22 protein-coding genes are annotated in these 25,529 nt (G+C 31.0%); 1 reads left to right on the forward strand and 21 read right to left on the reverse strand.

Features of this window, described 5'->3' with window-relative positions; translation table 11 throughout:
• Window positions 1-305: 305 nt before the first annotated feature.
• The 9 genes from MKY04_RS18070 to MKY04_RS18110 all read right to left on the reverse strand — a co-directional run bounded on the left by MKY04_RS18070 (window position 306) and on the right by MKY04_RS18110 (window position 7,553).
• The gene (locus tag MKY04_RS18070; protein ID WP_346234885.1) at window positions 306-875 is read right to left on the reverse strand and encodes a hypothetical protein; all 570 of its coding nucleotides are present in this window, start codon (window positions 873-875) and stop codon (window positions 306-308) included.
• A gap of 260 nt (window positions 876-1,135) precedes the next feature.
• Entirely contained in the window at window positions 1,136-3,055 is a 1,920-nt protein-coding gene (locus MKY04_RS18075; RefSeq protein WP_346234886.1) for a hypothetical protein, read from the reverse strand.
• Window positions 3,052-3,543 carry a hypothetical protein gene (locus MKY04_RS18080; protein ID WP_346234887.1) on the reverse strand — a complete coding sequence of 164 codons (492 nt, stop codon included), beginning with the start codon at window positions 3,541-3,543 and terminating at the stop codon, window positions 3,052-3,054. The genes MKY04_RS18075 and MKY04_RS18080 overlap by 4 nt, the downstream gene beginning before the upstream one ends.
• Window positions 3,540-4,835, reverse strand: a complete 1,296-nt coding sequence (locus MKY04_RS18085; protein ID WP_346234888.1) for an ABC-three component system protein — start codon at window positions 4,833-4,835, stop codon at window positions 3,540-3,542. Before MKY04_RS18085 ends, MKY04_RS18080 begins: the two co-directional genes overlap by 4 nt.
• Before the next feature lie 87 nt (window positions 4,836-4,922).
• Window positions 4,923-5,057: a hypothetical protein gene (locus MKY04_RS18090; RefSeq protein ID WP_346234889.1), complete on the reverse strand. Its 135-nt coding sequence runs from the start codon at window positions 5,055-5,057 to the stop codon at window positions 4,923-4,925.
• 279 nt (window positions 5,058-5,336) lie between these two features.
• Window positions 5,337-5,870 (reverse strand): hypothetical protein, encoded by a 534-nt coding sequence (locus MKY04_RS18095; RefSeq protein WP_346234890.1) that lies wholly within the window; start codon window positions 5,868-5,870, stop codon window positions 5,337-5,339.
• A 19-nt stretch (window positions 5,871-5,889) separates the two neighbouring features.
• Window positions 5,890-6,216, reverse strand: coding sequence for a hypothetical protein (locus MKY04_RS18100; protein ID WP_346234891.1), 327 nt, complete (start codon window positions 6,214-6,216; stop codon window positions 5,890-5,892).
• A gap of 55 nt (window positions 6,217-6,271) precedes the next feature.
• A complete protein-coding gene (locus tag MKY04_RS18105; protein ID WP_346234892.1) occupies window positions 6,272-6,670 on the reverse strand; it encodes a hypothetical protein in 399 nt (132 codons plus the stop codon).
• A gap of 271 nt (window positions 6,671-6,941) precedes the next feature.
• Complete coding sequence (locus MKY04_RS18110) at window positions 6,942-7,553, reverse strand: recombinase family protein (protein WP_346235889.1); 612 nt, start codon at window positions 7,551-7,553, stop codon at window positions 6,942-6,944.
• 420 nt (window positions 7,554-7,973) lie between these two features.
• Here MKY04_RS18110 and MKY04_RS18115 point away from each other — a divergent pair, with 420 nt between their 5' ends.
• Entirely contained in the window at window positions 7,974-9,569 is a 1,596-nt protein-coding gene (locus MKY04_RS18115; protein WP_346234893.1) for a CAP domain-containing protein, read from the forward strand.
• A 75-nt stretch (window positions 9,570-9,644) separates the two neighbouring features.
• On the opposite strand, the gene MKY04_RS18120 is transcribed toward MKY04_RS18115, so the two are convergent.
• The 12 genes from MKY04_RS18120 to MKY04_RS18175 all read right to left on the reverse strand — a co-directional run bounded on the left by MKY04_RS18120 (window position 9,645) and on the right by MKY04_RS18175 (window position 24,350).
• A complete protein-coding gene (locus MKY04_RS18120) occupies window positions 9,645-10,565 on the reverse strand; it encodes a hypothetical protein (RefSeq protein ID WP_346234894.1) in 921 nt (306 codons plus the stop codon).
• 270 nt (window positions 10,566-10,835) lie between these two features.
• Window positions 10,836-14,753, reverse strand: a complete 3,918-nt coding sequence (locus tag MKY04_RS18125) for an InlB B-repeat-containing protein (protein WP_346234895.1) — start codon at window positions 14,751-14,753, stop codon at window positions 10,836-10,838.
• Window positions 14,754-15,415: 662 nt separating this feature from the next.
• Window positions 15,416-16,375, reverse strand: a complete 960-nt coding sequence (locus tag MKY04_RS18130) for a DNA adenine methylase (protein WP_346234896.1) — start codon at window positions 16,373-16,375, stop codon at window positions 15,416-15,418.
• 1 nt (window position 16,376) lies between these two features.
• The gene (locus MKY04_RS18135; protein ID WP_346234897.1) at window positions 16,377-17,219 is read right to left on the reverse strand and encodes a hypothetical protein; all 843 of its coding nucleotides are present in this window, start codon (window positions 17,217-17,219) and stop codon (window positions 16,377-16,379) included.
• 796 nt (window positions 17,220-18,015) lie between these two features.
• Window positions 18,016-18,504 carry a gamma-glutamylcyclotransferase family protein gene (locus tag MKY04_RS18140; protein ID WP_346234898.1) on the reverse strand — a complete coding sequence of 163 codons (489 nt, stop codon included), beginning with the start codon at window positions 18,502-18,504 and terminating at the stop codon, window positions 18,016-18,018.
• A gap of 36 nt (window positions 18,505-18,540) precedes the next feature.
• Complete coding sequence (locus MKY04_RS18145) at window positions 18,541-19,317, reverse strand: amidoligase family protein (RefSeq protein ID WP_346234899.1); 777 nt, start codon at window positions 19,315-19,317, stop codon at window positions 18,541-18,543.
• On the reverse strand, window positions 19,295-20,020 hold the full coding sequence (gene istB / locus MKY04_RS18150) for an IS21-like element helper ATPase IstB (RefSeq protein WP_036180664.1): 726 nt from the start codon (window positions 20,018-20,020) through the stop codon (window positions 19,295-19,297). Before istB ends, MKY04_RS18145 begins: the two co-directional genes overlap by 23 nt.
• A complete protein-coding gene (gene istA, locus MKY04_RS18155; protein WP_346234451.1) occupies window positions 20,013-21,443 on the reverse strand; it encodes an IS21 family transposase in 1,431 nt (476 codons plus the stop codon). Before istA ends, istB begins: the two co-directional genes overlap by 8 nt.
• A gap of 91 nt (window positions 21,444-21,534) precedes the next feature.
• A complete protein-coding gene (locus MKY04_RS18160; protein ID WP_346234900.1) occupies window positions 21,535-21,909 on the reverse strand; it encodes an amidoligase family protein in 375 nt (124 codons plus the stop codon).
• Between the two features lie 272 nt (window positions 21,910-22,181).
• Window positions 22,182-22,823 carry a hypothetical protein gene (locus tag MKY04_RS18165; protein ID WP_346234901.1) on the reverse strand — a complete coding sequence of 214 codons (642 nt, stop codon included), beginning with the start codon at window positions 22,821-22,823 and terminating at the stop codon, window positions 22,182-22,184.
• Window positions 22,824-22,825: 2 nt separating this feature from the next.
• Complete coding sequence (locus MKY04_RS18170; RefSeq protein ID WP_346234902.1) at window positions 22,826-23,551, reverse strand: hypothetical protein; 726 nt, start codon at window positions 23,549-23,551, stop codon at window positions 22,826-22,828.
• Window position 23,552: 1 nt separating this feature from the next.
• Window positions 23,553-24,350, reverse strand: a complete 798-nt coding sequence (locus MKY04_RS18175; RefSeq protein ID WP_346234903.1) for a hypothetical protein — start codon at window positions 24,348-24,350, stop codon at window positions 23,553-23,555.
• Window positions 24,351-25,529 lie beyond the last annotated feature (1,179 nt).

Consider the following 25,529-nt stretch of genomic DNA (forward strand, 5'->3'; position numbering starts at 1 on the left):
CTTTTATGGTTGCAATTGATAAATTTGGGTGAATTTGTCGATATCTTAGTTGGGATATGAAATTTTGAATTGTATATGTTGCCTGTGTCATTTATTTTCATCCTCTCCAATATGAATGGACTTTTACTTTTTTCTATCTGCTGTACTATTAATAATTTATATCTGTTTTTATTTCATAAATTTTATCTGAAAATCAAAGGTTTCTTTTTAATTTTTTCACTTCTAAATTGTTGTTAGTGCAGGAAAGGTCAAAATAATTTATATTAAGTGTTATAATCTTTAAGAGTTCCTATTACCCCTTATTTTTAAAAAACCCAAACGATGTTGTCTTCTACTTTGTATACTTCGATGTTATTAAACTTACCTGATTGCTTAAATTCATCTACTGTATATGCACAAACAATACCTTCTTGAACCGAAAGCATTGTATGATCAATAACTTCTTCAATAAAACTTCTAGAACTATATAATTCTCCAATGTCTACTTCTTCATCTAGGTCAGAATCCAATATCGCTTCTTTGTAAAGGTCTAACGGAACATACAAATAACTTGTTTTTACTACTATCCGTTCAAATGTACTAATTGGATAATCACCTTCTATTTCTAAAGATGTTTCATCCATGCCTTGTGCCACGAGTATGTGGTAAACTAACTTTCCGTCTTTCTTTAATTTCTCAATCACTTTATTATCCTTTTCCGTTAACTCTGCTTGAAAGATTTGATAAAGGTTAAAATAATTCGTCTTTAAGACTGAACCAGTTACAAATTGTTCAATAATATCCTTTCTCATGCCTAATGTTTGCATAATTTGCTTAGCAAGTATGTGGCTTCTTGTTGGAAATTTGATTACTTTCTTTGTCTGATTTTTGTCCATAGTGGTACTCTCCTTTTATAAATTTCATATTGCAGAGAGCAATAATAAGCTCTCAGATTTATAAAAAGGCTCTTGAAAATTTTCTTAAAATCGAAAATTGTCCAGAATTTTAAAGCTTTTATCAATGAGAATTAATTAAATTTCTAAATAAATTCCAAATAGAGCGTAATATTGGTAAAAAAAAACATCCACTTCAATAGTGGATGTCATTATAAGTGAATTATTAAAATTGCATTCAATTCTTTCTTTGTTATATATAACTATAGTTCAACATCTTCAATTTCATTCAGACTAAGATTTATTAATCCTTTTTCACCATTCAAATCGAAGAAGGTATATTTTGTATAAGAAGAAATTGATTCAGGTGGCGTGTTATCAACAACAATTATTTGATAATCTTGCCCTAACTCAATCAGAATTTTGTAAATCTCCTCATAAACATCTGGGTCATTTATTCTTTCTTCACTTTGGATTTCTCCCGTATCGGATTTAATAGTTCCTAAATACTTACTTAAAGTATCTAATAATAATACCCCTGGATGACCTACAGCATAATTTTCTTTTTTACTTAATAAAATGGAAGCTAAATATGCAATTTGCATACATTCTAACAATCCACCACTCTCATGCTCGAAAACACTGGCTCCTTCATGATATGGGATGTATTTATCATAATTAATATAAGTGTCTTCACCAACACTATATTTGAGTCTTCTCATATAATTTTTATATTCATCATTTAAAAACTTGAATATTTGTTTTTTATTATCTTCACTAATCTTTAATTTTTCTAACTCTTTTTCTAACCTTACTTTCTCTCTATCTAAGTCGGTAATTAAAATCTTTGTTTCATCAATTTTATGATGTATTCTAATACACTCATTAATAATTTCTTTTTCTTTGTTGTAATTATTTATAAAGCTATTAATACTATCAATTGTAGAAAGAAAAGGCACAGAAGTCTCTTTTGCAAATTCTTGAATAGCGGTTTCCAGTATAAATTGTTCTTTGAGAAGTCTTGATATTGAATCATCTAATTCAATAATTTTATTCTCCTCTTTTTCAATAATACTTTTAACTAATTTGATTTTACTTTCAATTTCTTTTTGAATCTTACTTAATATATTATCCGGTCTATTAATATTATGAATATGACTTTTAACTGTTGAATGACAAAGAGGACATTCAATATTTTGCTCTGGTACAACTAATTTATAGTTTATTTCAAGCGTTGTATCAATTTCAGATTTTTCTTTTTCATATTCTTCTATTAATAAGTTCTTAGAAGCTAAAGATGTTTGCAAATTACCTCTTAAATTTTGCATTTCATTCAATTCATTAGTGATTTTCAGTAATCTATTTTTCAGTTTTATGTACATATTATTTTCACTAATTGTATTACTTCCATTTTGCCGAATAATTGATTCTTTTGTAGCAACTTGTTCATCTATCTTCTCATTAATTTTATTCGCTTTTGAAGTTAATTCACTAAAATCTTCTGCTTCTTTAACTCTTAAATAAGTGGTGTACCCTTCTATATCTTTATTTAGGTTAATAATTTTGTTTTTTATATTTACTATTTCTTCTTGTATTTGATTCTTATCAGGCTCAGTTAAGTTAAAAATCATTTCAAATGCATAGGGGTTCTTGTTTTTTATAAAAACCGATTTGTTTTCTAAAAAGTCATCAGTACCTAATGCATGTTGTTTTATATATACATATCTGAAAATATCTCTAAACGAAATAGTCTCTATTTCTTGTTCATTACTATGCGCTTTATATTTGGAACGTTTATATTCATTTATATTCAGCTTTCGCATTACTAGCTGCATAGCTTCTTTGATTTCTACTCTTTTAGGTATATAATCATTTATTTCACTAAATGAACAAAAGTAAATCCCTATTTTTGTTTGTTTTTCTTTTAACAATCTAAATAGAGTAAGTATTTCATTATCAATTTTTATTTCAATAAATACCCGGTCACAATGTTTATTTAATTCTTTTTGAACTTCTAAATTAATTTTCGAGCTTTTCCCTAAGCAATAATCTATTAAATTTAAAACTAAGGACTTACCAGAAGTTCTATCCCCTCTAATTATATTTAAGCCCGTATCAAATTCTAATGTTCTTTTATATCTTGGACCTAAAATAATAAGTTTTTGTATTATCATTTGACTCATAATACCCCTCCTACAATGGTGTTTTTGTTTGCAGAGGTACTCTCAATGTTATTAATAGCAAAACTATATTTTTCTATTAATTCCGTTATAAATGGTATGTTGATTTCATTAACAAAATCGATCCCCTCTGAAGTAAGTTTTACACTAATTTCATTAATTTTGTAAGATAGCTCACCTTTCACTACTACATAATTTAAATTTGATAATTCTAACAATATATTATTAATTTTTGTCTGAAACCTAAAAGGTAAGTTTCTCTCCAACTTTATCGTATTATTTTTATTACCATCAAATATTCTAATTAAATCAAAATTAATAAGGCTATAGTAAAATACAATGTCAGATATTTTATTGAACTTTCTATTACTTTTCAAATAAAAAGCGTAAAGTAAACAAAGGGTTTTAATTAGTTCAAGTTGTTCATTATTAAATAAAAGTTCAATAGATGGTGGTACTAGCGATTTTCTAATTTCTATTTCAGAATTCATAATCTCTTCTCCCCCCACCAAATTTTTTTCGTACTATCATCTGCTAAAATGTGTATAAAACCCTTATTTTCTTTTTCATTTGATTTATTGTGTTCCTTAAATGCAGCTTTTAATCTACCAAAATCTATATTTTCCAAACTCGAATGAACGACTTCTAAAAACTGTTGACTATTACCATATTTCTTATACGTATTAGCATATTCTTCTTGATACTCCATTAATACGTTAAATAGTATTGCATTAATAACCTCAATATTCATTCCACTCTTTTTCAAATCTCGAATGTATATTTCCGCTGCAACATAAAATAATGAACTTAGTTCAATTAGTGTAGGTTCAATGTTTTCCAAAACTAATTTTTTATAAAATAAATTACCTTGCAAATTTCGATCAGTGTCCATTATGGTAGCTCCTAGAATTATCGTTTCTCCTAAACTAGTTGCTGCTGTCATTTCAGTTGCAGATAGATTTTCTTCATCCTCTTCCAAGAAACTTAAAATTTTTCTAATTTCTTCTTCATGGGAAGAACTTTCAGCATTATATCCGATTGTAATAAGCCCATAATCTTCTCGAAATTCCTTCATTTTTTCCGGTGTTGGATTATTAACAAGAATATAGTGATTTCCATTAAAATATTCTTTGTGATTTTGGATTAATGTTCGAATAAATTGGTCATCAAACGAAAATCCTAAAAACAGGAGTTTCTTTGTTCCCGTTACTAATTTTAGTAAGTTATCATATTTTTTATCATTATATAACCTTTCGTAACTTTCTTGACTAATAACAATATTCCCCGGATTTGATATATGTCCATGAAGATGACAAATTCTTTTTTCATTAAATAAATCTTGAGTACTAAAATTAGTACTTTGTAATTCAATTGGAACATAATCACTTTCTAGATACTTAGATAATAAGTGTTCGTAATTCGTTGTTAAATATAAATTAAAGTTTAGTCTACAAAGGTCAGAATAATTATGCAAACTATCATCTTCTAACTCTATAGGCTTTTCTCTCATCAGCCTTACAATTTCTTTTTGTATATCTTGATCTACAATAGGTGTCAAATCTTTTAAAAGCTTAATCGCACCCCAGTAATCAAATCTTTCTAAATACAAATTAACTGTTTGTTTTAAAACTAGGAGGCTTCCTGTGGAATACACATCTGCAATGTGTTCTATTAATTCTTTCCACGTAGGAACTCCAAAGGGTTTTGACAATCCTGCTCCGATAAACGGTACTATTTTATCCTCTTTATAGTCAGCCTTTAATAAGGTCAGATTACGTTCCAAAATATTTCTTCACCTCTAAACATTTTCTTAAATTAATTATATCTAAATATAGGATATAATTACATTTTTTCTTAATTCAAGAAAAAACTAAAATATGATACTTCTATAGTAAAGTAGCTTCTTTAAAAGTAATTGAATACCTGCATGTAGATTTATTAATGAGTATTTTAATTCTTCATCCGACTTTTCAATTGTTTTTAACGACTTTAATATAAAGTCCAAATCGTTATCCACCATCTTAATTTAATTACTCATAGATATACCCCTCTTTTATAATTTAGAAATCAGTATATTTAGAAGTCCTTACTAACTGTTCTTTTTATTTAAGTTTGATCATTTTTGATCGAACCCACCACTATAATTTAATGTACTATTGTTCTTTACGTACTTTAATGTATTTCGACAAAAGGGGAATTTTCCCTCTAATATCAGCTTGAAGTATTTATAAGTATGAGAAAATAAAAAAGAACGGTGACTCAAGACATCACCATTCTTTTTGCATTAATTATTTACAAAACGACTGAATCGTTCATTATTATAAACAAATTTTAAATATTCACCCACTTCTAAAACTGGGTTCATGAGTGGAAGAGAAATATTAGTAACTTTATTTCTATACCCCTTGTAATAAGATTGTAGTTTATATTTTATTTTTATGGCTTCACGTTTAATTCTGCTGAACTCTTGTTTACTAGGTATTTCATATGTAATACCTGTAAAGGTGTATCCATTGAGAAAGATATCTATTGTCTTAAAGGTTTTATTTAAATCTATTTTGTAACCACTAGATAAGAAATATTTGTCGAATACTTTATTAAATTCTTGTTGGGTCTTTACACAATTATTTAGGCAAACCATTAGATAATTTTCCGTTTCTATAACCACCTGATAAGCTTGTTTCTTATCTAATAAGTCAATTACCGTAAGAAATTCACTATAATTACCGATTAGCGTTTGTACATGACAACCAGTTCCTTTGTTAAAGACTATTCCTACTAATAGTTTATCTGGTTTTTGTATAGGTGATATATTCATGTATTGTACCCCCTCTAAATTATAAATACATTTCCTCAAATTTTAAAAATGGACAAAGGTTACAAGCATATTCTCTAGTAAACGATGGATAAGGGTATACATATTTACAGCAAACATTACCGCACAATTTAACTTGTTCAGAAATTATCTTATATTGATGACTGTTTACATATGCCTTTAACTCTTCCTCAGTTTGTATTTTACTGATGCAGTTCTTTATATAGGTTAAATTTGTTTCGTGACGATAGTTCGATTTTTCATTTGCTACTAAAAGGAGTTCTTCTTGTTTATCAACAACTTTAAGTAGGAGTTCTTTTATTTCATTTATATTTTCTTCTCCTAACATGATTATCTTCCCTCTCGTACTTCCTGTTTTCAATAAACATACTATTACTTATTTATTAATAACCATTTAATAAACATCTATCACAAAGTACAACCGACCAACTTCTATCTCTTAACTCACCTTTATTACCACAAATTTCACATACATGCTCAGATAGAAACTCATATTTCCTCAATATTTGTTGTAAGCCTGAAATAGAATTATTTGTATAAACTCTAAGTAGACCATGTTTTTCTTTAATCTCAGAAAAACTTAATCTATCAATTGATTTATTCATTAATTTAAAATGCTCTTCAATCTCAGTGAGCATACCTACTAATAGGTAATACCAACCAACTCCTACATTACAAAAGACGATTTCACCATCATTGGTAACAAACCAAGGAAACTTTTTAAATAATTCTTCCTCTAGCTCTTCACTCATATAAATAAGGTCTACTCCTAATCGTTCCATTTAATCAAATCCTTTCAACATTAGTAATCAAAATAGTTATTTTCATCGATACAGTTGATATTAATGCTTATAAAAAACCTTGGATTCTTAATCTTCAGAAGTGGAATGTTCTTTAAAATTAGGTTCATCTATATAACTTAACTCGCTTTACATGTCTATAATTATCATTTTTATGGGAACATACATAAAACTTCTCTCAAACCCCTTATGTAGAAAAAAGTTATTGACACTTCGAGTAATACTATTATTTTTGCCAGTTAAAAAGGGCTTGTTACTTAACTTGTAACGATTCTTCGAATTCCTTTACTTTTCGGTAAAAGGTTCCTTTAGTCATATTGACGATTTCCATAAATTCGACCGCCATGATTTCACCATTCTTCCACTTCCAATATAGGACAGGGAAGTCATTGGGGATTTTTTTTCTGGGTCTTCCTAAGTGCTTACCCCTTGCCTTAGCTGCTGCAATTCCTTCTGCTTGGCGTTTGCGAATATTTATTCTCTCGTTTTCCGATACAAAGGCTAAAATTTGAAGGACAATATCACTTACAAAGGTTCCCAACAAATCTTTATGCTGAGTGGTATCTAATAATGGCATATCAATTACTTTGATATCCGCACCAAGTTCATGAGTAATTTCTTGCCACTCCTTCATAATTTCCCTACTATTTCTACCAATACGGTCAATTGATTTTACGACTAGCAAATCACTTTTTTCTAATGATTTTTTCATATACTGGTAACCAATTCTATCCATATCTTTTCCACTGGCTTTATCTTCATATATGTATTTTTCTTCGATGCCCAGTTTCTTCATTTCATCGATTTGGCGAGCTAGATTTTGTTCTTTACTTGAAACACGAATATACGATACCGTTTTTGGCATTTTACTCAAACCTTCCTTCTATAGTTTGTGTGATTTTAGCTCTAGTGAACCAGAAGGTCAACAAGTTTATTGGTACGTCACAAAAAAATTTTAAGGACTTTTTGAAACGCCAAATACCACATTGAAGGAGAGTATCATAACCTATAGTTTTATAGACTAGTATGAAAAAATAATCAGGATATTTTGAGTTTCTTCTATTGTATATAAACCTCTTAATTTTTATATTAGTTTTAAACTATCGCAATTTTTATGATAAAGTATTATTGTTGGTAATTATTACATATTTGTAGGGAGGAATATGCAAAAAGCAGGTAAAGAAGGGGGTATTTGGCATAAAAAGATAAAGGAAGAAAAGTTTTAGTAAAATCAGGATAAAAGGTTATATTCAAAGATAACTAAATAACAGGAGGGAATAAACTTATGAAAAAGCACTTAGCAGTCATGGTAGCTCTATCGATGCTAATAGGGGTAACGGCACCATCGTACTCCCCATCACAAGGTTTTGAAGCACTACAAGCAGAAGCATCGGGGTTCACATACACCCAAGACCAACAAGAAGCTTTAACCTACATCAATTCAATCCGTAAAGAGATGGGTTTATCACAATTAACACTAGACCCATTCTTATCGGAAGCAGCACAGAACCACGCGAATTATTTAAAAACAAATGGTACTGCTTTTGGGCACGATGAAGTAAAAGGACACTCAGGCTTCACTGGGAGTACTCCTTCAGATAGATTAAAAGCAGTAGGGTACAATCCTAGTGGTGTAACTGGGGAAGCAATTTCTCCTTCGGCTATAACATTAAAAATCGGTGTAGATAGTTTACTTTATGCCCCTTACCACAGAACTATTCTTTTAAAACAAGATTTAGATACAATAGGAGTAGGGTATTCAGGAAGCAGTTTAGTTATAACTACTGAAAGTGATGGTAAAATAACATCTTCTAGCGGTACAAAAGAAGCAATGTACCCATATGATGGGCAGATTAATGTAGGCACAAAGTTCTTAGGCGATGAGGAGCCTAACCCTTTAAAACAATTCGGTATACGTTATTCAGGTTACGTTATTTCTTACACTCCTGAAGTAAAAGTAGATGAACAAGGAAAAATTCGCATTTCCAACTTTAAAAACATAAAATTCACTTTAAAGGACAACCAAGGAAACATTGTACCTGTTTTTGAAGAGACAAATACTTTTGGAGCAACTTTATATTTCTTCCCAAAGGATTACCTAAAAACAAATACAAAGTATACTGCTAATATCTCATATACTAATTTGTCTACTGGGAAAGATGTAAACAAAACATGGTCATTCACCACAGGTGACGGTAGTTTACACACAGACCAAGATTCAAACAATACTCCACCACCATCTAACAATAACAACGGAGGTAATAAGGGTAGTGGAAACGTAATCGGACCACCAACAGAGGAAGACGTATACGGACCGAGTAAACCGACTACACCTACCGCACCAACCGTAACAGGTAAAGACTACGCTGACTTCAAACCAGACCAATATTGGGCGAATGACATGTTATGGGCGATTGAAAACAAATTAATTCAAGGTTATAAAAACGTCAAGAACACAAAAACGGGTAAGTATGAAAACTTATTAAAGCCGAACGCACCATTAACAGAGTATCAGTTCTTAGTTATGTTCTTCCGCTATTCGATGCCAAGTTATGTAGCAAGTAAAGGAGCAACAATGGATGTAGTGTATCAATTAGCAAAAGATTATAATTTACCGACGAAAGGTAAAGTAGGAGCGTTCACTGGAGCAAACGATACAATCACACGTGGTCGTGTAGCTCAAATTCTAGCAACCTTCTACAACCATAAAGTAGTATCTCAACGTGATGCAGTAACGTTTATGTACAATGCAAAAATCTCTACGGGGTACGACTCCAATAACAAAACGTATGAAAATTTTGGAGTAAATGACCCATTAAAACGAGCGCACATTGTATCGTTCTTACGTAACTATGATAAATTCAAACAAACAAATCCTTAGTATAAAAAAGACAAGTATCGAAAAGATGCTTGTCTTTTGTTACCCCTATAAAGTTTATAAATTCTCCTATTAAATTTAGTTTAATAATCCTTTTACATCTCCTATGATTGTTATTATTAATTCTTTCATTGTATCCCAAGTTGTGATTGCAGACTTTTGTGCTGAAAACTCTGGATTAATATATGTTAATAATACATACAGTACAGTCGTAAATACTATAGATAGAAGCAATATCTTTAATAAATTTTCTAAAGAACTTAAAACATTAAATATAAGTGCGTAAGCCATTTTTAATACCCCTTTTATTGGGTAGATTATGAAATTCTGAGAAAACCAATTAATTACTTTTCCAACTCTATCTGCAAATGTAATTTTATCTACTTCAACTATCTTCTCTTTAACAATTGCTGTAGCTTCTTCATATGCTCTTTCTAGTTGTTCAAAGTTTTTAAAATCAAGGTTTTCATTCTGAACTTCTACTAACTCTAAATTCGATTTTTCTATAGTTATTTCTATATCAGGGGTAACTATTTCTTTTTCAAATACATTAATTTCTTGGATTCTCTTTTTATATTCATTAATATTTGTCATTTCCGTATTTACTTCTTCATTAAAGTGTACTTCTTCATCATTAATATATAAACCCGGGGTAAATTTATCCTCCTTTAATTCTTCTTTAGGCGTATCAACTTTCAAACAATCTTGTTTATTTATTTCTATAGTTTCTTTTATTACTTTTGGATTGTTAGTGATTTTCGGCTCTTCGTCTAAAAGTACCTCAGAATTTACTACTTCATTTTTTGCTTTATCAATATAATCAGCAACTCTAACATTTACACCCAATCCTAAATCTACAGTTTCTTCACCAAGGTTAAATATGGTGAAAGGAATATCTACTTCTTCTTCCGATTTAGCAATGTCAGATTTATCTACATCATTAATAGTTTGAATTTGTTCTTTATTACTTAATTTGTTTTCAAATGTTATTGTTTCCATGCTTTCTACCTCCTCATTTGTTATAAATTTTGTCACCCAGATTGTCTTTAAATTGAGAATTACTCTTACTTTAGAGATAAAAATGTTATGTTTTTATTGATACAAATGCCTTAAAATGCATATATTTTAGTTAAATTTGTTAAATTAGGTTAGTAAAACACCACCTTATAGAAACTAACTGCAAAATTTATTTTTATTTTAAAAACAGAATTACTTAGAAATAGCAAAAAAGAAATCCCCTACTAGAGAAGGGAATTTCTTTTTTACTACTTATTCTATTGTAGGTTGAAATATGATACAGTCTTCTTCTAATTCAATGTGATATTTCTTACCTTTATATTCAATCACTAAATCTACGTTCCTGAATTTAGTCGGATTTTTAAATTTAAGAATGAACATTTCTTCGCTTACCCCAGTAATCTTGATTGTTGTTATAGGCTTCGCATTAACTTTTATCTTTCGAATTAAATTACCTTCTGCATCCAATACCTGTACATTCTTTCTTCTAAAGAACCCTACTATAAATAAGAAAATAGTCGAAATTGACGCTGCAATTGGTATAAAAGGAAATTTCTTTTCTACGATTATATCTTTTTCAGAACCATTTTTATTCTGAGCGTTTTTTTCTTGACTTGGTTCAATTGTTGCTTTTACTGATTCTTCTATATGATTATCTTCTGTGGATTTTTGATACTTGAAATGCACTACTATTTCTTCACCATTTTGTTTGATAGTAACTGTTTTCATGTATTCATCATCTAAATTATACCCCTCAATAAAAGGAGCGTATTCGATGTGTTCACCTAGGGATACATCAGTAATTTCAGTTTGTTTTAATACTTGTTCTGTTTCTCCATCAATTGCAATAACTAAAAGTTTATCAAGTGACTTTGTAGTTTTTGGTTGTAATGCTTTAGATTCTGTAACTATTTCAATAGTTTGTTTGGGTTCTGTTTCTATTCGTGATTTATCTTGGAAATCATGAGCCTCTTTTGTTACTGACTGTGGTTTTGGTTCTGGTTTTGACTCTGGCTTCGGTTCTGGTTTTGGTTCTGGTTCTGCTTTTGGCTCTGGTTGTGGCTCTGGCTCTGGTTCTGGTTTTGATTGTGGTTGTGGTTCTGGTTTTGGCTCTGGTTTTGGTTCTGGTTTTGGCTCTGGTTTTGGTTCTGGTTGTGGTTCTGGTTGTGGTTCTGGTTTTGGTTCTGGTTGTGGTTCTGGTTGTGGTTCTGGTTGTGGTTCTGGTTTTGGTTCTGGTTTTGGTTCTGGTTTTGGCTCTGGTTGTGGCTCCGGTTTTGGTTCTGGTTTTGGTTCTGGTTTTGGTTCTGGTTTTGGTTGTGGTTCTGGTTTTGGTTGTGGTTCTGGTTGTGGTTCTGGTTTTGGTTCTGGTTCTGGTTCTGGTTTTGGTTCTGGTTTTGGTTCAATGAGTGGTTCATCTTCATAATATACTTCAACAATTTTATCGCTATCCATTTGTAAACGAATATTGTAAGCTGTATATTCCATATCACCCACTATCCATTTTACAAATTTGCTTCCTTCTCTCGGTTTTGGAGTTAGAGATACTGTCATCCCCTTAGTAATTTCAGAAATTGTACCCACTAATTCATTATAATTCACCATTGTATCTTCGATTAGAACAAATGTACTACCATTACCATGTGCGTTGACTGTTAGTGAGTAATACTCGGGTTCAGGTTCTATTTCTGGCTCTGATTCTGATTGTTTAAAGTGTGCTTCAACTGTATAGTCTTGCGTAAACCCTTCAATACCCCCTAAAGATGTTGATGGTGAGTAATCAATATCTCCGTTAACAATCCAATATAAAAAATTAAGGTAGTCATTTGCATTTAAATTTACTGTCGAACCGCCTTCAAAATTATAATTTTTTGTTAGCTGATTTTTATATTCGGTCATTTCATATGAAGGACTATAGTGAGTTATGTCTATACTGCCATCACCAATCACAGTTAAGTTTAAATCTAACATTTCCTCAAATACCGCTTCTGCTAAGATATCCTCTTCCTCCACGTTGATTGTAATGTTCTGTAATTTATATTCAGTCGGTGAACTTTTGTTTCCTAAAGTATCTATGGAATAAACATTCCAGTGCGAGAAAATATACCCCTCTGCTGGTGTTGCTGAAAGTTCTATTTCAGAACCTAATTTTACATCCTTAGTACCTTCAAAATTTAATACCCCTTTACCTAATTTGGAAGTTGTAAGTTCAACTGTAGGTTCCAGTTTTTGGAATATTGCTCTAGCCACTTTATTAGAATCCATTTGAAAAGAGATATTGGGAGTATATAACTCTTCCTCTAAAACATCCAGTATATTACCACCATCGTTATTATCTTTGTAAATTTCCCATTTTACAAATTCATAGTCATTTGCAGAGGGATGTGGTAAAGCTGTAATTTGTGCCATTTCGTTTTTATGATAGTTTATATTTCCTTTGCCTTGTATCCAAGTTGTAGAATTAACTCCTATTATTTCTGGTGGATAAGCAACGTAATTATCATTATTAGGGTCACCTTCATAAGGGAGTATTTTTGCCATTGTGGTTAATTCATACCCCTCTTTTAGAATTACCGAATCTTTTAATACTGCACCTTCCATAACAATTTCATTATTATTATAAAAGAAGCGTTCTTTACCTAATGTAGTTTCACCACAAGGTGATGTATCTGATAAATTACTGTAAATACTTTTGTAAGCTACTCCCCAAAGTTCCCCTTCAGCGTTTGAAAAATCAATACCTAATTCATCTCCGTACAATTCATTCAATTGGTCAGCGTACTCAACTAAAGAACCGGTTTTATTTCCATCACTTGTTCCGTAATCATAGTCGGGATTAACTACCCATGAATAGGAGTTATCTTCATTTCGAACACAGACCTCCACTTGGGCACTCCAACCTGTGTGTGTGTTAGGTTTTCTTTCAATTAATGATTTTACTTCTTCAACAGTTGTTGGAATTTCAGGTGTATCTTTCATGATTACCCCACTACCATCAGTTTTTCTAGTTAAGAAAATATAATCACCTGATGTAGTAGAATCAGTAGGTAACGAATTAGACACAGTAATTTTTGTGTATTCTGTAGCCACCATATGATTGGGTTCCGTATATTCATCCACCAATGAACTTTCAATCAGAGAATAAGATATTAATTGTTCATTTCCTTCAATAAGAACTGTAGAGTTTGTTAATAAATTTTGCTTTTCAAATTCTATTAAGCTAATATTAGTTCCACTTGCTAACTCTAAAGTCGCATTTTCTTTAAATGTAACCTTGGAAGGAATGAATGTAATACCATCTTTGAACGTTACTTTACTTGTAGTGTTGATGGTTATATAACCCGTCACAGTACCTGTTCCATCATTTGAACGGAAAGTTACATCTTCTGAGTCACTAATTGTTGTATCTCCTACAATCGATGCTCCTTTTTCTAAGTTAATGGAGTTTGCTCTACCAGCATTGATAATTGCTTCTTCAACCCTTACATTTTCAAGAGTTAATGAAGTTACGTTTGGATTGATTGTTAAAGTTTCGATTACCCCTATTCCATTAGAACTGCATATTACTACATTACTTCCTTCAACTACAATTTCTTCTACTGTTTGTCCTTGTAAATCCTTGGACATACCATCTTGAAGGTTCGTTTCAATTACTGGAACTTGCTCTACTGGGGCTTGTCCATCTTTAGAGAGTTCTTCAGATTGAATAACATCCTCTCGAACACTTTCTTCTTCTATGTTAACATCTTCTATAGGTGCTTCTATTTCCGTGTTTTCGTTATTTTCAGTGGTAGGTTCTACTATTTCATTGAAATTTATAGAATCACTTGTAGTTGATTTAGTTTCTAAAGTTTCTATTTCGGGACTCATTAATTCTGCCTGCTCTGATGTTTCTTCTGTTCCTTCAGATATCGTTGTTTCTTGATGTTCTGAACTCTCCTCTTCTGTTTCAACTTCTTGAGGTGTTTCAGCTTCTTCTTCACTACCCCCTATATCCTCACTTTCTTTAATAAAATCAGTACTTTCCTGTTCTAAATTCCCCATAGAAATTTCTTGTGTTTCTAAATCTTCTGTAGTTTCTGCACTTACCTCTGAGAGTGGAGAATTCAATACTAATGTCATTGCTAAAGCACATGATACTGTACTCTTTAAGCCTGTTGATTTGCTTTTCATTTCTAACACGCTCCTTCGTAATTAGAACATTATTTTAAGTGCTACTTACTATAAAACATGTCGGAAAGGAACTCTTGAAATTCTATTAATATCGATGAAGATTATAAATTTATGTAGTTGAAGTTTAGAAGATTAATTCATAAATTAATATGGAGATGTTACGAAGAGTGTAGAGGAAAATAATAGTGCAGTACCTCCATAGAGATTCTGCACTATATATTCAAACATGGTTACTAACTTTACTATTAAGCAGTCTCAATTTTATTTTCTATTTAACCTAATTACCATCTAAGAAATATCGGACTTTCCTCTTGAAAACCGTACATATATTTATCCCAACCCTCTATATGTCTTTCACCATCTTTTAATTTTGTTTTATAAATTCATCTGCATTCATTCTTACCCCTCCTCATTAGTCATAAAAATCATATTATTACTTGCTACTTCTATAAAAGTTATCATCTGATAGGTGCTGAATACGAAAAATCTCATACAGACTATTAAAAAAAAATGCAGTACTCTCTGAAAAAGAGTACTACATTTTTTTAATAGTTTATATTGTAGGTCAGATTAAACACTCAATGAATATTTTTTACTCTTAAAATTATGGTTAGTTTGATTTGTTTGGTTGAATGGATTTTTTTTAATTGTCGTTGTACTTCTTAACTATTTTTCTTTGGTTGTAAATAACTCGGTATAGTGAAGTTTGTCCATAGCCATTCTTCCTGTTTTTCATCTGCCTTAGCTGCACTAGATTTAGGGATTTCCCCTAGAAAGATTTTATGCCAACCGTTATTTTCAAGGATATCCTCGTAATATGGGTTTTCGAAGTTGCTAATCATTATTTTCATCTTAGAATGGAGAACTAATTCTGCAAGTTCACCATGTCGCCAATCAGGGAAATCATCTTCATATGACTTTGTTCCGTAGTAAGGAGGGTCAAGATATAATAGTAAATTTTCAGATTGAAGGAAAGGTTTGATTGCATCGACATAATCCATGCTTGTTACTTGTGTACCCTTCATCATATAATGCATCCGTTTATATTTGTTAAGATAGCTAAGTGAGATTCCATTCTCAACTTTTTGTTTATCAAAATTTTGTCGGTCTGCTGCTCGACTAAACGCTTGAACTACAATGGTTAAAGCTGCTGCTTCGACTATCGGTGTTTCGATTTGACGTCTTTTCTCTTTTGCTTCGTTAAATGCTTCTTTTGTTTGGATGGAGAATTGTAACTCAAATGCTCGTTTAATCATTTGGTTTAGCATCTGTTCATCTGTTGTACAAGCTGCTATGCTTGCAAACCCCCAATCCATTTCATTGAAAATTTTATACTCAAGTCTTGGGGTTAAATTTGTAATGAACTTGTTTCCTCCTCCAAATGCTTCAACCGTCCCAGTAATGTCATACTTGCGAATTGCGAACATCATGATTTTTAATAGAATATTCAATAGTCTACTTTTCCCCCCTATAGTTGGAGTCCCTAATTTTAAATTGTTACCAATTGAGCTTGGAGTTACAAGTGATTTTTTCACATATAATGGCTTTACTAAACTAGGAGGTATATAGGATTCTGGTATCATGTTTGGTTGCTTGCTACTGCTTTTTCTTAATGAACACATTTTAACGAACCTCCTTTTTACTATACTTAAGTAAGTCTTCATTAATTAACACAATATAACTTCTAGGATTCTCCGTAGAGTTATCTGCAAGCGAATAAAGTACATCGACTCGTTTACTCTCTGTTGATTTCAAATACCCAAATGTACGCATCCGTTCTACTAATGCTTTAGGCATATTTCCTTCAATTCCGATAATTTCCTTAAAATAATTAGGGATGACCGCAAATGTATCTGGTCCGTATTTTTTTAATCCTACAGCATCGTCTACTTTGACCCCTTTTGATACCCCTTGTATATACCCATATTCAGATACTTTTCCTCTTCCCTCTTGTAAATTTTTGTTAATGCTACTTAGAGGAAAGAAGTTTTTATTTTCCGTAATAAATTCATATAAATGCTGATAAGCCTTGTGAGCTTGAACATCTAAAGCATCATAAATTTCTTCACCTTCGATATAATCTACTTCCACCCATTTTTTTTCATGTAACAACTCTTCTACGTAATCCTGGATTTCTTTAAACCCTTTAACCAATATACCTCCGTGTTTTAACAGTTTCTCTTGTACTTCTAAAACTCTTTTTGTCATAAAGAAGTCAGGTAAAGGATAAGTAAGTGAAAAGCCTTCATTTATTAATGATTCAACTCTAACATAAAATGATGAGTTTTCATCAAATACTTTCTTTTTTAATAGAGTCACGTGCCAATCCATACTCGGAATACCATTATCTTCTGCAGTGAATTCAACTAGCGATTCCTTGTAAATTTTTTCGGTTTGTGGGTTTCCTCTTAAAATCACCGGAATATGTCCCACTGTTTTTCCTGTTTCCTTTGATTTTTTTTCCATATTAATAACCACCTTATAAATAGGCTTAAGGTTTAATTAGGATATGTAGGTTAATATGATACCACTAAGATGTATCCCAAAACAGAATGTACGTTTGCTTTTTAATAAAATGTATTTTTTTACCTTATTTTTATTGGAATATAGCCTAATATTAACCTACGGAATAATCCCATTAACGCCTTAGCAAATTTATAAGTTCAACTGCAGTTCTCACTGCAGAATTTGATTGATTCACACTCTAAATTTTAAAAAAGACCCCAAAAATTTTTAAAAAGACCATAAAAACTTTTCATTTTCCTCTTTTTTTTGTCTAACTGCAGTGTCATGTTACTTTCACTGCAGAATCAAATATTTCATTATGGTGTAATTTACATCATGTTCACCAAAAAAGTCTTTGTAACATCAAATTCATACATCCTTTCTTTGGAGTAGATAAAAAGGAATGGATAACAAATTCTTAGTGATTTCGTTATACATCCCTTTTATATTTGTAGAGTATCAATGGTCCGTTTTTCTTCTTTAATCTAGTTTTAAAATATAAAGTATCCAATTATATAACCTAAAGTGAAGTATACAAGTACAATCATAAATGCTATCTTCATTAGTTCAGGTTTCATCTACATAACCTCCTTATTCGTAATTAATAAATCTAGGAATTTATGTAGATAACTTGGTCAAATGATTTAAAACAAATTAAAATGTCCATTTTTTTTCCTAAAAAATTTAAAAAATTTAAGTAACTGAAATTTCCTTTATAAATATGAAGAAACTATTGCCGTATTGATTTTTAATTTCATTATTCTAACTTCATTTCAAGTAAAGCAATACCTAAGGAACTAGTTTCAATTCCATTTTTCCTGTACCCCTCTAATATAGATTTAAAATATTCTTCATTAGGAACTTTATTTGCAAACTTTAAAACATATTTTTCCGTCATAATATAAATAAGTGCTATTACTTCAACTTCTCCATTAGAAATATCAATTAATCTATTATTTTCTACAATTTTTGTAACCTTAACTGGTAATATTTCTTTACGATAAATTCCTTGTTTTACCCCTTCATATACATCTAGACGCTTTTTATCTTCATCAGAAATTAACCATAAAACAACTGGAACTAATTTATCCTTAGAGGCAACGATTGTAGCGTATTCATTAAAGTTTAATTCATAATTCTTTATATACCCTTGACCATAAACTGTTGCATTCTTACATCGGACTTTCATTTCATCAATGTTCATATTGTTACCATAAGCTCCATATAAAATCTTTTTTATTTTCATAAACCGATGACTCCTTTCGGTAATTATTTAAACTTATTAAAATATGTCAATATACTCATCTGTTTCATCAACATTACTATAAGAATCATTATTACTATGTACTTGATTTATATATACTTCCTCCTTTAAAAAATTGGGAGCATATTTCCAAGCTATGTTTCCTTCTAAATTTCTTAGTAAAATAGAACGCATATCTTTAAATTCATCACCAATCGCTCCCATCTTAAGTAGCCAAATTCTGAATGTATATTTTTCGTTAAAGGGTATACAAGGTTTATAAAATACTTTCTTTTGCTTTAATGTTTGAGCCATTATTAATGTACAGAATTGTATATATGCCTTCAGTTCTTTTTCATCTAATACCCCGTTAAAAAGTCTAAATTCTACTGTTTCCATTCTTCCACTTAGCAATGGATGTAGATTTATTATTTTATATTTGCTATCATGATAACGATTAGTAACGCTCTTCCATACGTTTGGCATCCCATACCATACCTCAGCAAATTCCTCAAAATCTTTCGGTTTCTTTTGATTCAACTCTTCAATAAATCCTTTAGAAAAATTGTTGCAGTACTCTTTTCTTGGTGTATAAAGTAAGGCTTTTTCCAATAGATATTGTTTGGAGTAAATCATGTTGCATAGATTTCTCAAATTATTTGCATTCAGCTTTTCCGCTCCAACATGTACATGAAATCCTGTTGAAGCATTAATGTGTATTCCCCCTGTATTTTGCAAGATAAAAATGCAGAGAATTGCAATGAAAAATACAGAGTGTTGCCACCCAATATTTTTACTGTTTTCTCGACAACGCATTGGCTAAACGGAAGCTCTGTCCCGTATAAGAAATAATATGGGCATGGTGAATCAAACGATCCACCAGAGCTGCCGTTAAACGTGAATCTGAAAAAATACGATTCCACTGACTAAATTCTAAATTTGACGTGATAATCAAACTCTTCTGTTCGTAAAATTCAGAAATGATTTGAAAAAGTAACTCCGCTCCTTCTTTACCAAATGGAAGATAACCCATTTCATCCAATATCATTAAATCAATTTTCTCTAATTTATTTCGAAATTGCTTTAATTTCCCCACATGTAAAGCCTGTTCCAATTCTTCTACTAAATGCGAAACTCGATAAAAACGTACTTCAAAACCTTGCTCACAAGCTTTTCTACCCAGTGCTGAAGCTAAATGTGTTTTACCAGTTCCAGGCGCCCCTACTAGAATTACATTCTCTTTTCTTCGAATAAAATCGAGCTGCACTAGTTCTTCTTTCGATAGATGACTAGGTAAACAAATATCTTTGTGCCATTCGTAGCCCTCTAATGTTTTCGTATCGATAAATCGGGCATTCTTTAAGTTTCTTGCGATCCTTGCTTGTTCCCGACCATCTTGTTCTTTTAATAAAAGTTGGTAAATATATTCTTCAGGTGTTGTAAATGGAACATCATGTATTGCTTCAGCGATATGAGCTAACCGCAATTGCTTACACAATTGTAAAATGGCATTATTCATGACTTGAAGCCTCCATTCCTTTAGGAGATAGCGCATCATAATCAGTCCATTTTACACCGTAAGGATGTTCTTGATCATCGCTATTTTTTCCAATAAGTTCATAAAAATTCTGGTCAATTTCTTTCATATCATGAGTCACTAAAAGAGTGAGTAATTCATTTAGACGCTGTTTCCTTAATGCCAAGGATGGAACTGTTAAATACTCCTTTATACGAGTCGGTAAATAAGGGGTATAACGTGAATGCCCAATAACACGAGGCTTTTTTAACCAATCTTTTAAAATATCTTTCCATGGAATGAAACGTCGTTTCTTCATATAAGGTCTTGCATCTGATAATAAAATTTCTCCCTCATTTGTAATCACTTTGAATGAATCCCAATACGTAATGCAATATAACTGCACATAGTTACGCGCTCTAGGCACATGAATAAAATGCTTGTCTAACTTAAACTCATTATACTTATTAAACTTAATCGGAAACTGCTTAAATACTGGATACGGATCTTCTGGTAATTTTATTAATTGCTTTTGCTCTTGCTGCCATAAATCCTCAATGAGTTCTTCTTTTTCATAATGTGGTCGGTCACGATCTTCCTTCAGTTGTTGCTTTAATTGTTCCGTTAAATCTTCAAAGTCTTTTATGACTGGTGGTAAGCTAAAGAAGTTATATCGTACATAGCCTACTTTATTTTCCACATTTCCTTTTTCATTACCTCTGGATGGATTGCACACTTGCACTTTAAAGCCATAATAGTTTTGGAAATGGCGAAATGCTTCTGTTAATTCAGCTTCTGTATCACCTTTGCGTACTTTTTTGACCGCAGGTGTTAAATTGTCAATTCGAATACTAATTGGCACTCCACCAGCTTGCTTAAACAGCTCTTGTAACCCACCTAGGAAACACTCCAAATTTTCTCCAGGCATCGGTATCGCAAAACCAGTATTACTAGCTGGGAACGTCATAACTAAAACATGAACATCGACAATCTCTCCGTCTTGAACAGCCTCCATTACGCCAAAATCTAGTTGCGCTTCACCTTCTGGATGTTGTAATCGCTCATGCCCTTTACTTACTTCATCATCTTCTGTCGCACGCCATTCTTGAATAAAGTTACAGACCGTTCGATACGATCCTTTAAACCCCATCCTTTTTAAATCCGCAACTATTTTTTTATTTGTTCGACGTAGTTTTTTCTTTAGTTTGAGATCTTCTTCAAGCCAGTCTATAACGATTTCTCCCCATTTTTCTTCGTACATCATCCCTTTTTTAATATGCTTTTTTTCTTGAGGTAACTGATTGCCATCACCATACTTTTTGGCGGTACGCCAATTTACATTCATAGTTTCTGCAATTTTAGAAATAGACAATCCTTTTTCATTTCTTAAAGTTTTGATACAATTAATTTCAGACATTGCTAGCATCCTTTCAAACCTCCACTGGTAAAATTCGACACTTTAACAGTAGAGTGACTTGGGGTGGCTGGCAAGTCTATTTTTTTGCACTAAAAAAGTGCTAGACTCTGTACAAATTCGTTGCACTAGTCTGCACTTTTATTATGCAATACACACCCCCTCTGTATCTTAAGTGTGTATATAATCTTTGAAGAGTTTTAATATCTTCATATTTAAGAATTGGACTGACTAATTCACATTGAAATTCTCCATCTATTTCACCATTTTGGTTATTTTGAGGTATTATCGACGAATCTCTTACTATTTTCCACGGTCTCCCTTTTGTATCGAAAATTCTATAAGTATCATAACTTCCACCAAGATGTACTTTTGTTGTTTCAAAGTATTCTTCTACTAATTTTGCTGCTGTTTCCCTAGTCACCCCTGTGAATTCTATTTCAACCCCTATTGTAAAGTCTTTATAACTATGTTCCATTCAGTGTGCCTCCCTTCACACTTGTAATAAACTTATTCAGCAAAATAGTGTAAAAATAAAAGGGATTTGATAGATTTTGAAAATTAATCAGAAAATTAAAAGAGTAAGTTGCTTTTTAAACAACCTACTCCTAACTATTTTCTACATATTAAATTTTGAATACATATTGCTGGTGTATCGATTTATGTTATTTATCTGGCAGTTAATTATATAAAGTCTAATTAAAATAACATAAAATAATGCTTAGTTTATCAAAGGTTACGACTTTATTTTTACAATGCTATTCTTGTTGTAAATTCGATGTGGTCAATACTAGTTATTTTCCTACCACTAATTATTGATTGGATTAATCTTTGTGGATTATTAAAAATTTGGGCTTTTGCTTTGAGAAAATGTGGTAGGTGCGATGGATATATAGTTGGTTTCTTTAACTCTATATGAACTAACTCCCAATTTTGTTGGGATGGGGGTACAAGTGCTAAAAATATCTTATTACAAGGATTCGCTATTATTGAATGCTCTATAATCCTTTTTATGGTTAGACTCTTTGTAATCTCATAACAGTCTTTTTCAAGAAAAACTGTATACACCCCAATACCTTCTAAAAATCTATCTCTAAATAAAAACCTAAATTCTTTTGAATCGATAACTATTCCCCTACTTTTAAAAGAAGTGGGGGAAAAACAACATTTTACAACCTTTATATGTTTATTTAGTTCCTCACTATTAGTTTGGTTGAACCTACTGTCATAAAATTCACCAATATCTGAGTGAAGTGTCGAACAAACAGCTGAATAAACTAGATGAACCCAGTTACTATCTGAATAAGGCTGGGATGCAACTCTTAAAAGTTCAGTTATATCTAGTTGTTGGATTTGATCTTCAAGAAAATGAAATTGTTCTACACTCGACACTATTACCCCTCCTTATAGAAATTCCCACTGTTCAATACTTCTAATGCCTTGGTTACCTGAGATTTAATATTAACTATCCCTTCTTCTCGATTTACCAATTCTCCTCTTAATAAATAATTCAACACATCCTTTTCATGTGAAGGGGAATTACTTTCTAAAAAGCTAAGAAGGTGGGATAACTTCTCTTTATCGACTTTAGATATTTGATGTTCAATTGTGAAATTTGATAGACTCAATAATAAAATCAATTCTTGTTCACATTCAGCCAATAACATGAACTTATTTCTCTTTGGTTTTGGAAATAATTTTTTTACCCCTGTAAGAAAAAAATTTTCTTCTTGTATTTTTTGTGTGCCAATGTTAAATCGTTCAATCGCTTTTTCGATTTCATTTTCATCTACAGCATTTGTAATTTGTTCAATTGTTTTCTCACCAATATGCTCTATTAACTTTTTGGATGCATAGCTAACTGCTACATCCATTGTATTGCGTTTAATTTTGTAGTGTTGAGCAGTTCTTTCCGCGTCACAATCATATATTAAGTACATTCTAATTCTTTCTTTTGTTCTACTCTGAGATAACCAATCCATACTTTGGATATATTGTTTAATCTGTCGTAATGCTTCTAGTTTCTTTACCTCTAAATCCAGATACATCGAGTCTAGGTTGTTAGATGCTATTGTTAGACTTATATTTCTAATAGATTCCTTTAGTTCTTTAAAAACCATGTTACTGTCCCTCCTCAAGCTCTTTTAATGTTGTTTCGACTGCTGCAAGTACAATCTCGAATTCAAGTCCTTCTTTGAAAAACAATTCGAAAGCTTCTTGGACTGTTCGGAACTTTTCATCAATATCATACAATACCCCTTCTAATAATGATTTCTTAACTTTATCTTCTTGACCGTATTGGTTACTAAATCTATCTTGATTCACTTGGTATAGGTAAAATAATTTTACTAGTGGTATACCTTGATTATTTGGTACAAGTTTAGAGAACAACTCTACTAAGTAATGTTGATTACTGCTCTTTGAAGTCAAACCACTTTTACAAAAAGCTAATAAATCTATGAGGTAACTCTTTTTAAGATTTCGAATACCTGAACAATTTCTGAATTTATCCATAATTTCTTTTAATTCATCAAGAGACTCGCAATTATTAATAGCATCTAGAGTCGTAACTCCAATTTTTTGTGTCATTTCTTCATTTAAGCGATAATTTGATACTCGAATAGCAGTTTTTTCTTTTTTTGATATCGTAGTTTTACGAGATGATTGATTTAACCAAAGTTTTAGTTTTTCTTCAGCAGATTTTGGTGTCTTTGACCAGAGTGGGTAGAGTTCAATGAAACGGTAAATTTCAAAGTATGCTTGAATCTTAGATTTTAATAGTAACTTTTCTTCTAGTACTAACTCCCCTGTTTTTATCTTTCTGTCTAATAAAGTAATAAAATCATATACTTTCTTCCAAACTCTTTTGCTTTTAACATTATTACTATTTTGCGATTTTTCTTCAGTATCTAAACTCATTGCTAAAAGCCTCCTTTTCTAAATATGAGGATTTAATTTAATTAGAATTAGGAATAAGGAACTCCCATATCTGGCCTTTCTTTTTATTTACCGAAATCCCATATATTTTTTAGGATGTAGAGTATTTTAGTAAGAAGGAAGAAGGACAGGAAAGCCATAAACCTAATAATAAGATTAGAAAAGCTAAATTAATCCCGTATTAAATCCTCAGCTTTATAAAATTTATCTAGTTGCTACTGCTAAATTAAAATTAATTTGTCATTTTTAGATTCAATTTAATTCGAAAAAAATAAATAATTTTTAGTTTAAGTGTTGGGAATTTCAAATGCTTTTTTCAAGTGGATAAATACGTAGTGAAAACTAATCAACATTTCTGAATAGATTCAATTTGAAAGATTGCTCTGGTTCTAAATGCTACTTTGTTATTTAAAAGACGTCTCTATCTAAATTGCATTTATCTTGGAGGTATTTAGTATAAAGCGCTAGTAATCAGCATAATCGACCAGTTGAGATTTTACAGAGGGATCAAAAGAAGATAATCATAATTCTCTTAAGTAATTATTGATAATAACACTATTGAAGATGAATTAACTGTATTGAAATTGAATTAAAAAGTTGTTAACTATTTTATAAATAAAGATAAGGTTCTGTAAGGAATTTTAATAAAAGAAGGTTGGAATATTGGGTTTATTATAAAAAATTATGTAATCTGTAACAGTGTTTTATATTAAAAATGCCTTCTTTAATAAATCTAACTTTACTTATTTCATCTTTTATAAAATAATTTCATTTATTAACATTGTTTAATAAAAATTAAAATGTTATGTAACGTTTTCTTGAAATTATATAAATAGATTTAACCCACTCTTAAAAATTAGATTTAATAATTTATAAAACTACCGATTAAAGTAACGCTTTTTGTAAACAAATAGATTGTATAAGTATCCTTTTGTTCTGCTAGAACTACTGTTTCAACAGTTATTAAAACTTGTTTTCTAATACATAAACAACAGTAATGTGAAACAGCTTTAACTTCTTAGTTCTACAGTCTAAAAATCTACTTTATGATATGGGTATAAATGTCCGTATCAAAATGTACATTTTTGCTTGTCTAAGCATGTACACTTTCGCTTAAATTGTGCTTCTCTATACATGTGCATGAATAATTACAACTTGACA

This window comes from Lysinibacillus telephonicus, assembly GCF_039654155.1.
Taxonomy (GTDB): domain Bacteria; phylum Bacillota; class Bacilli; order Bacillales_A; family Planococcaceae; genus Ureibacillus; species Ureibacillus telephonicus.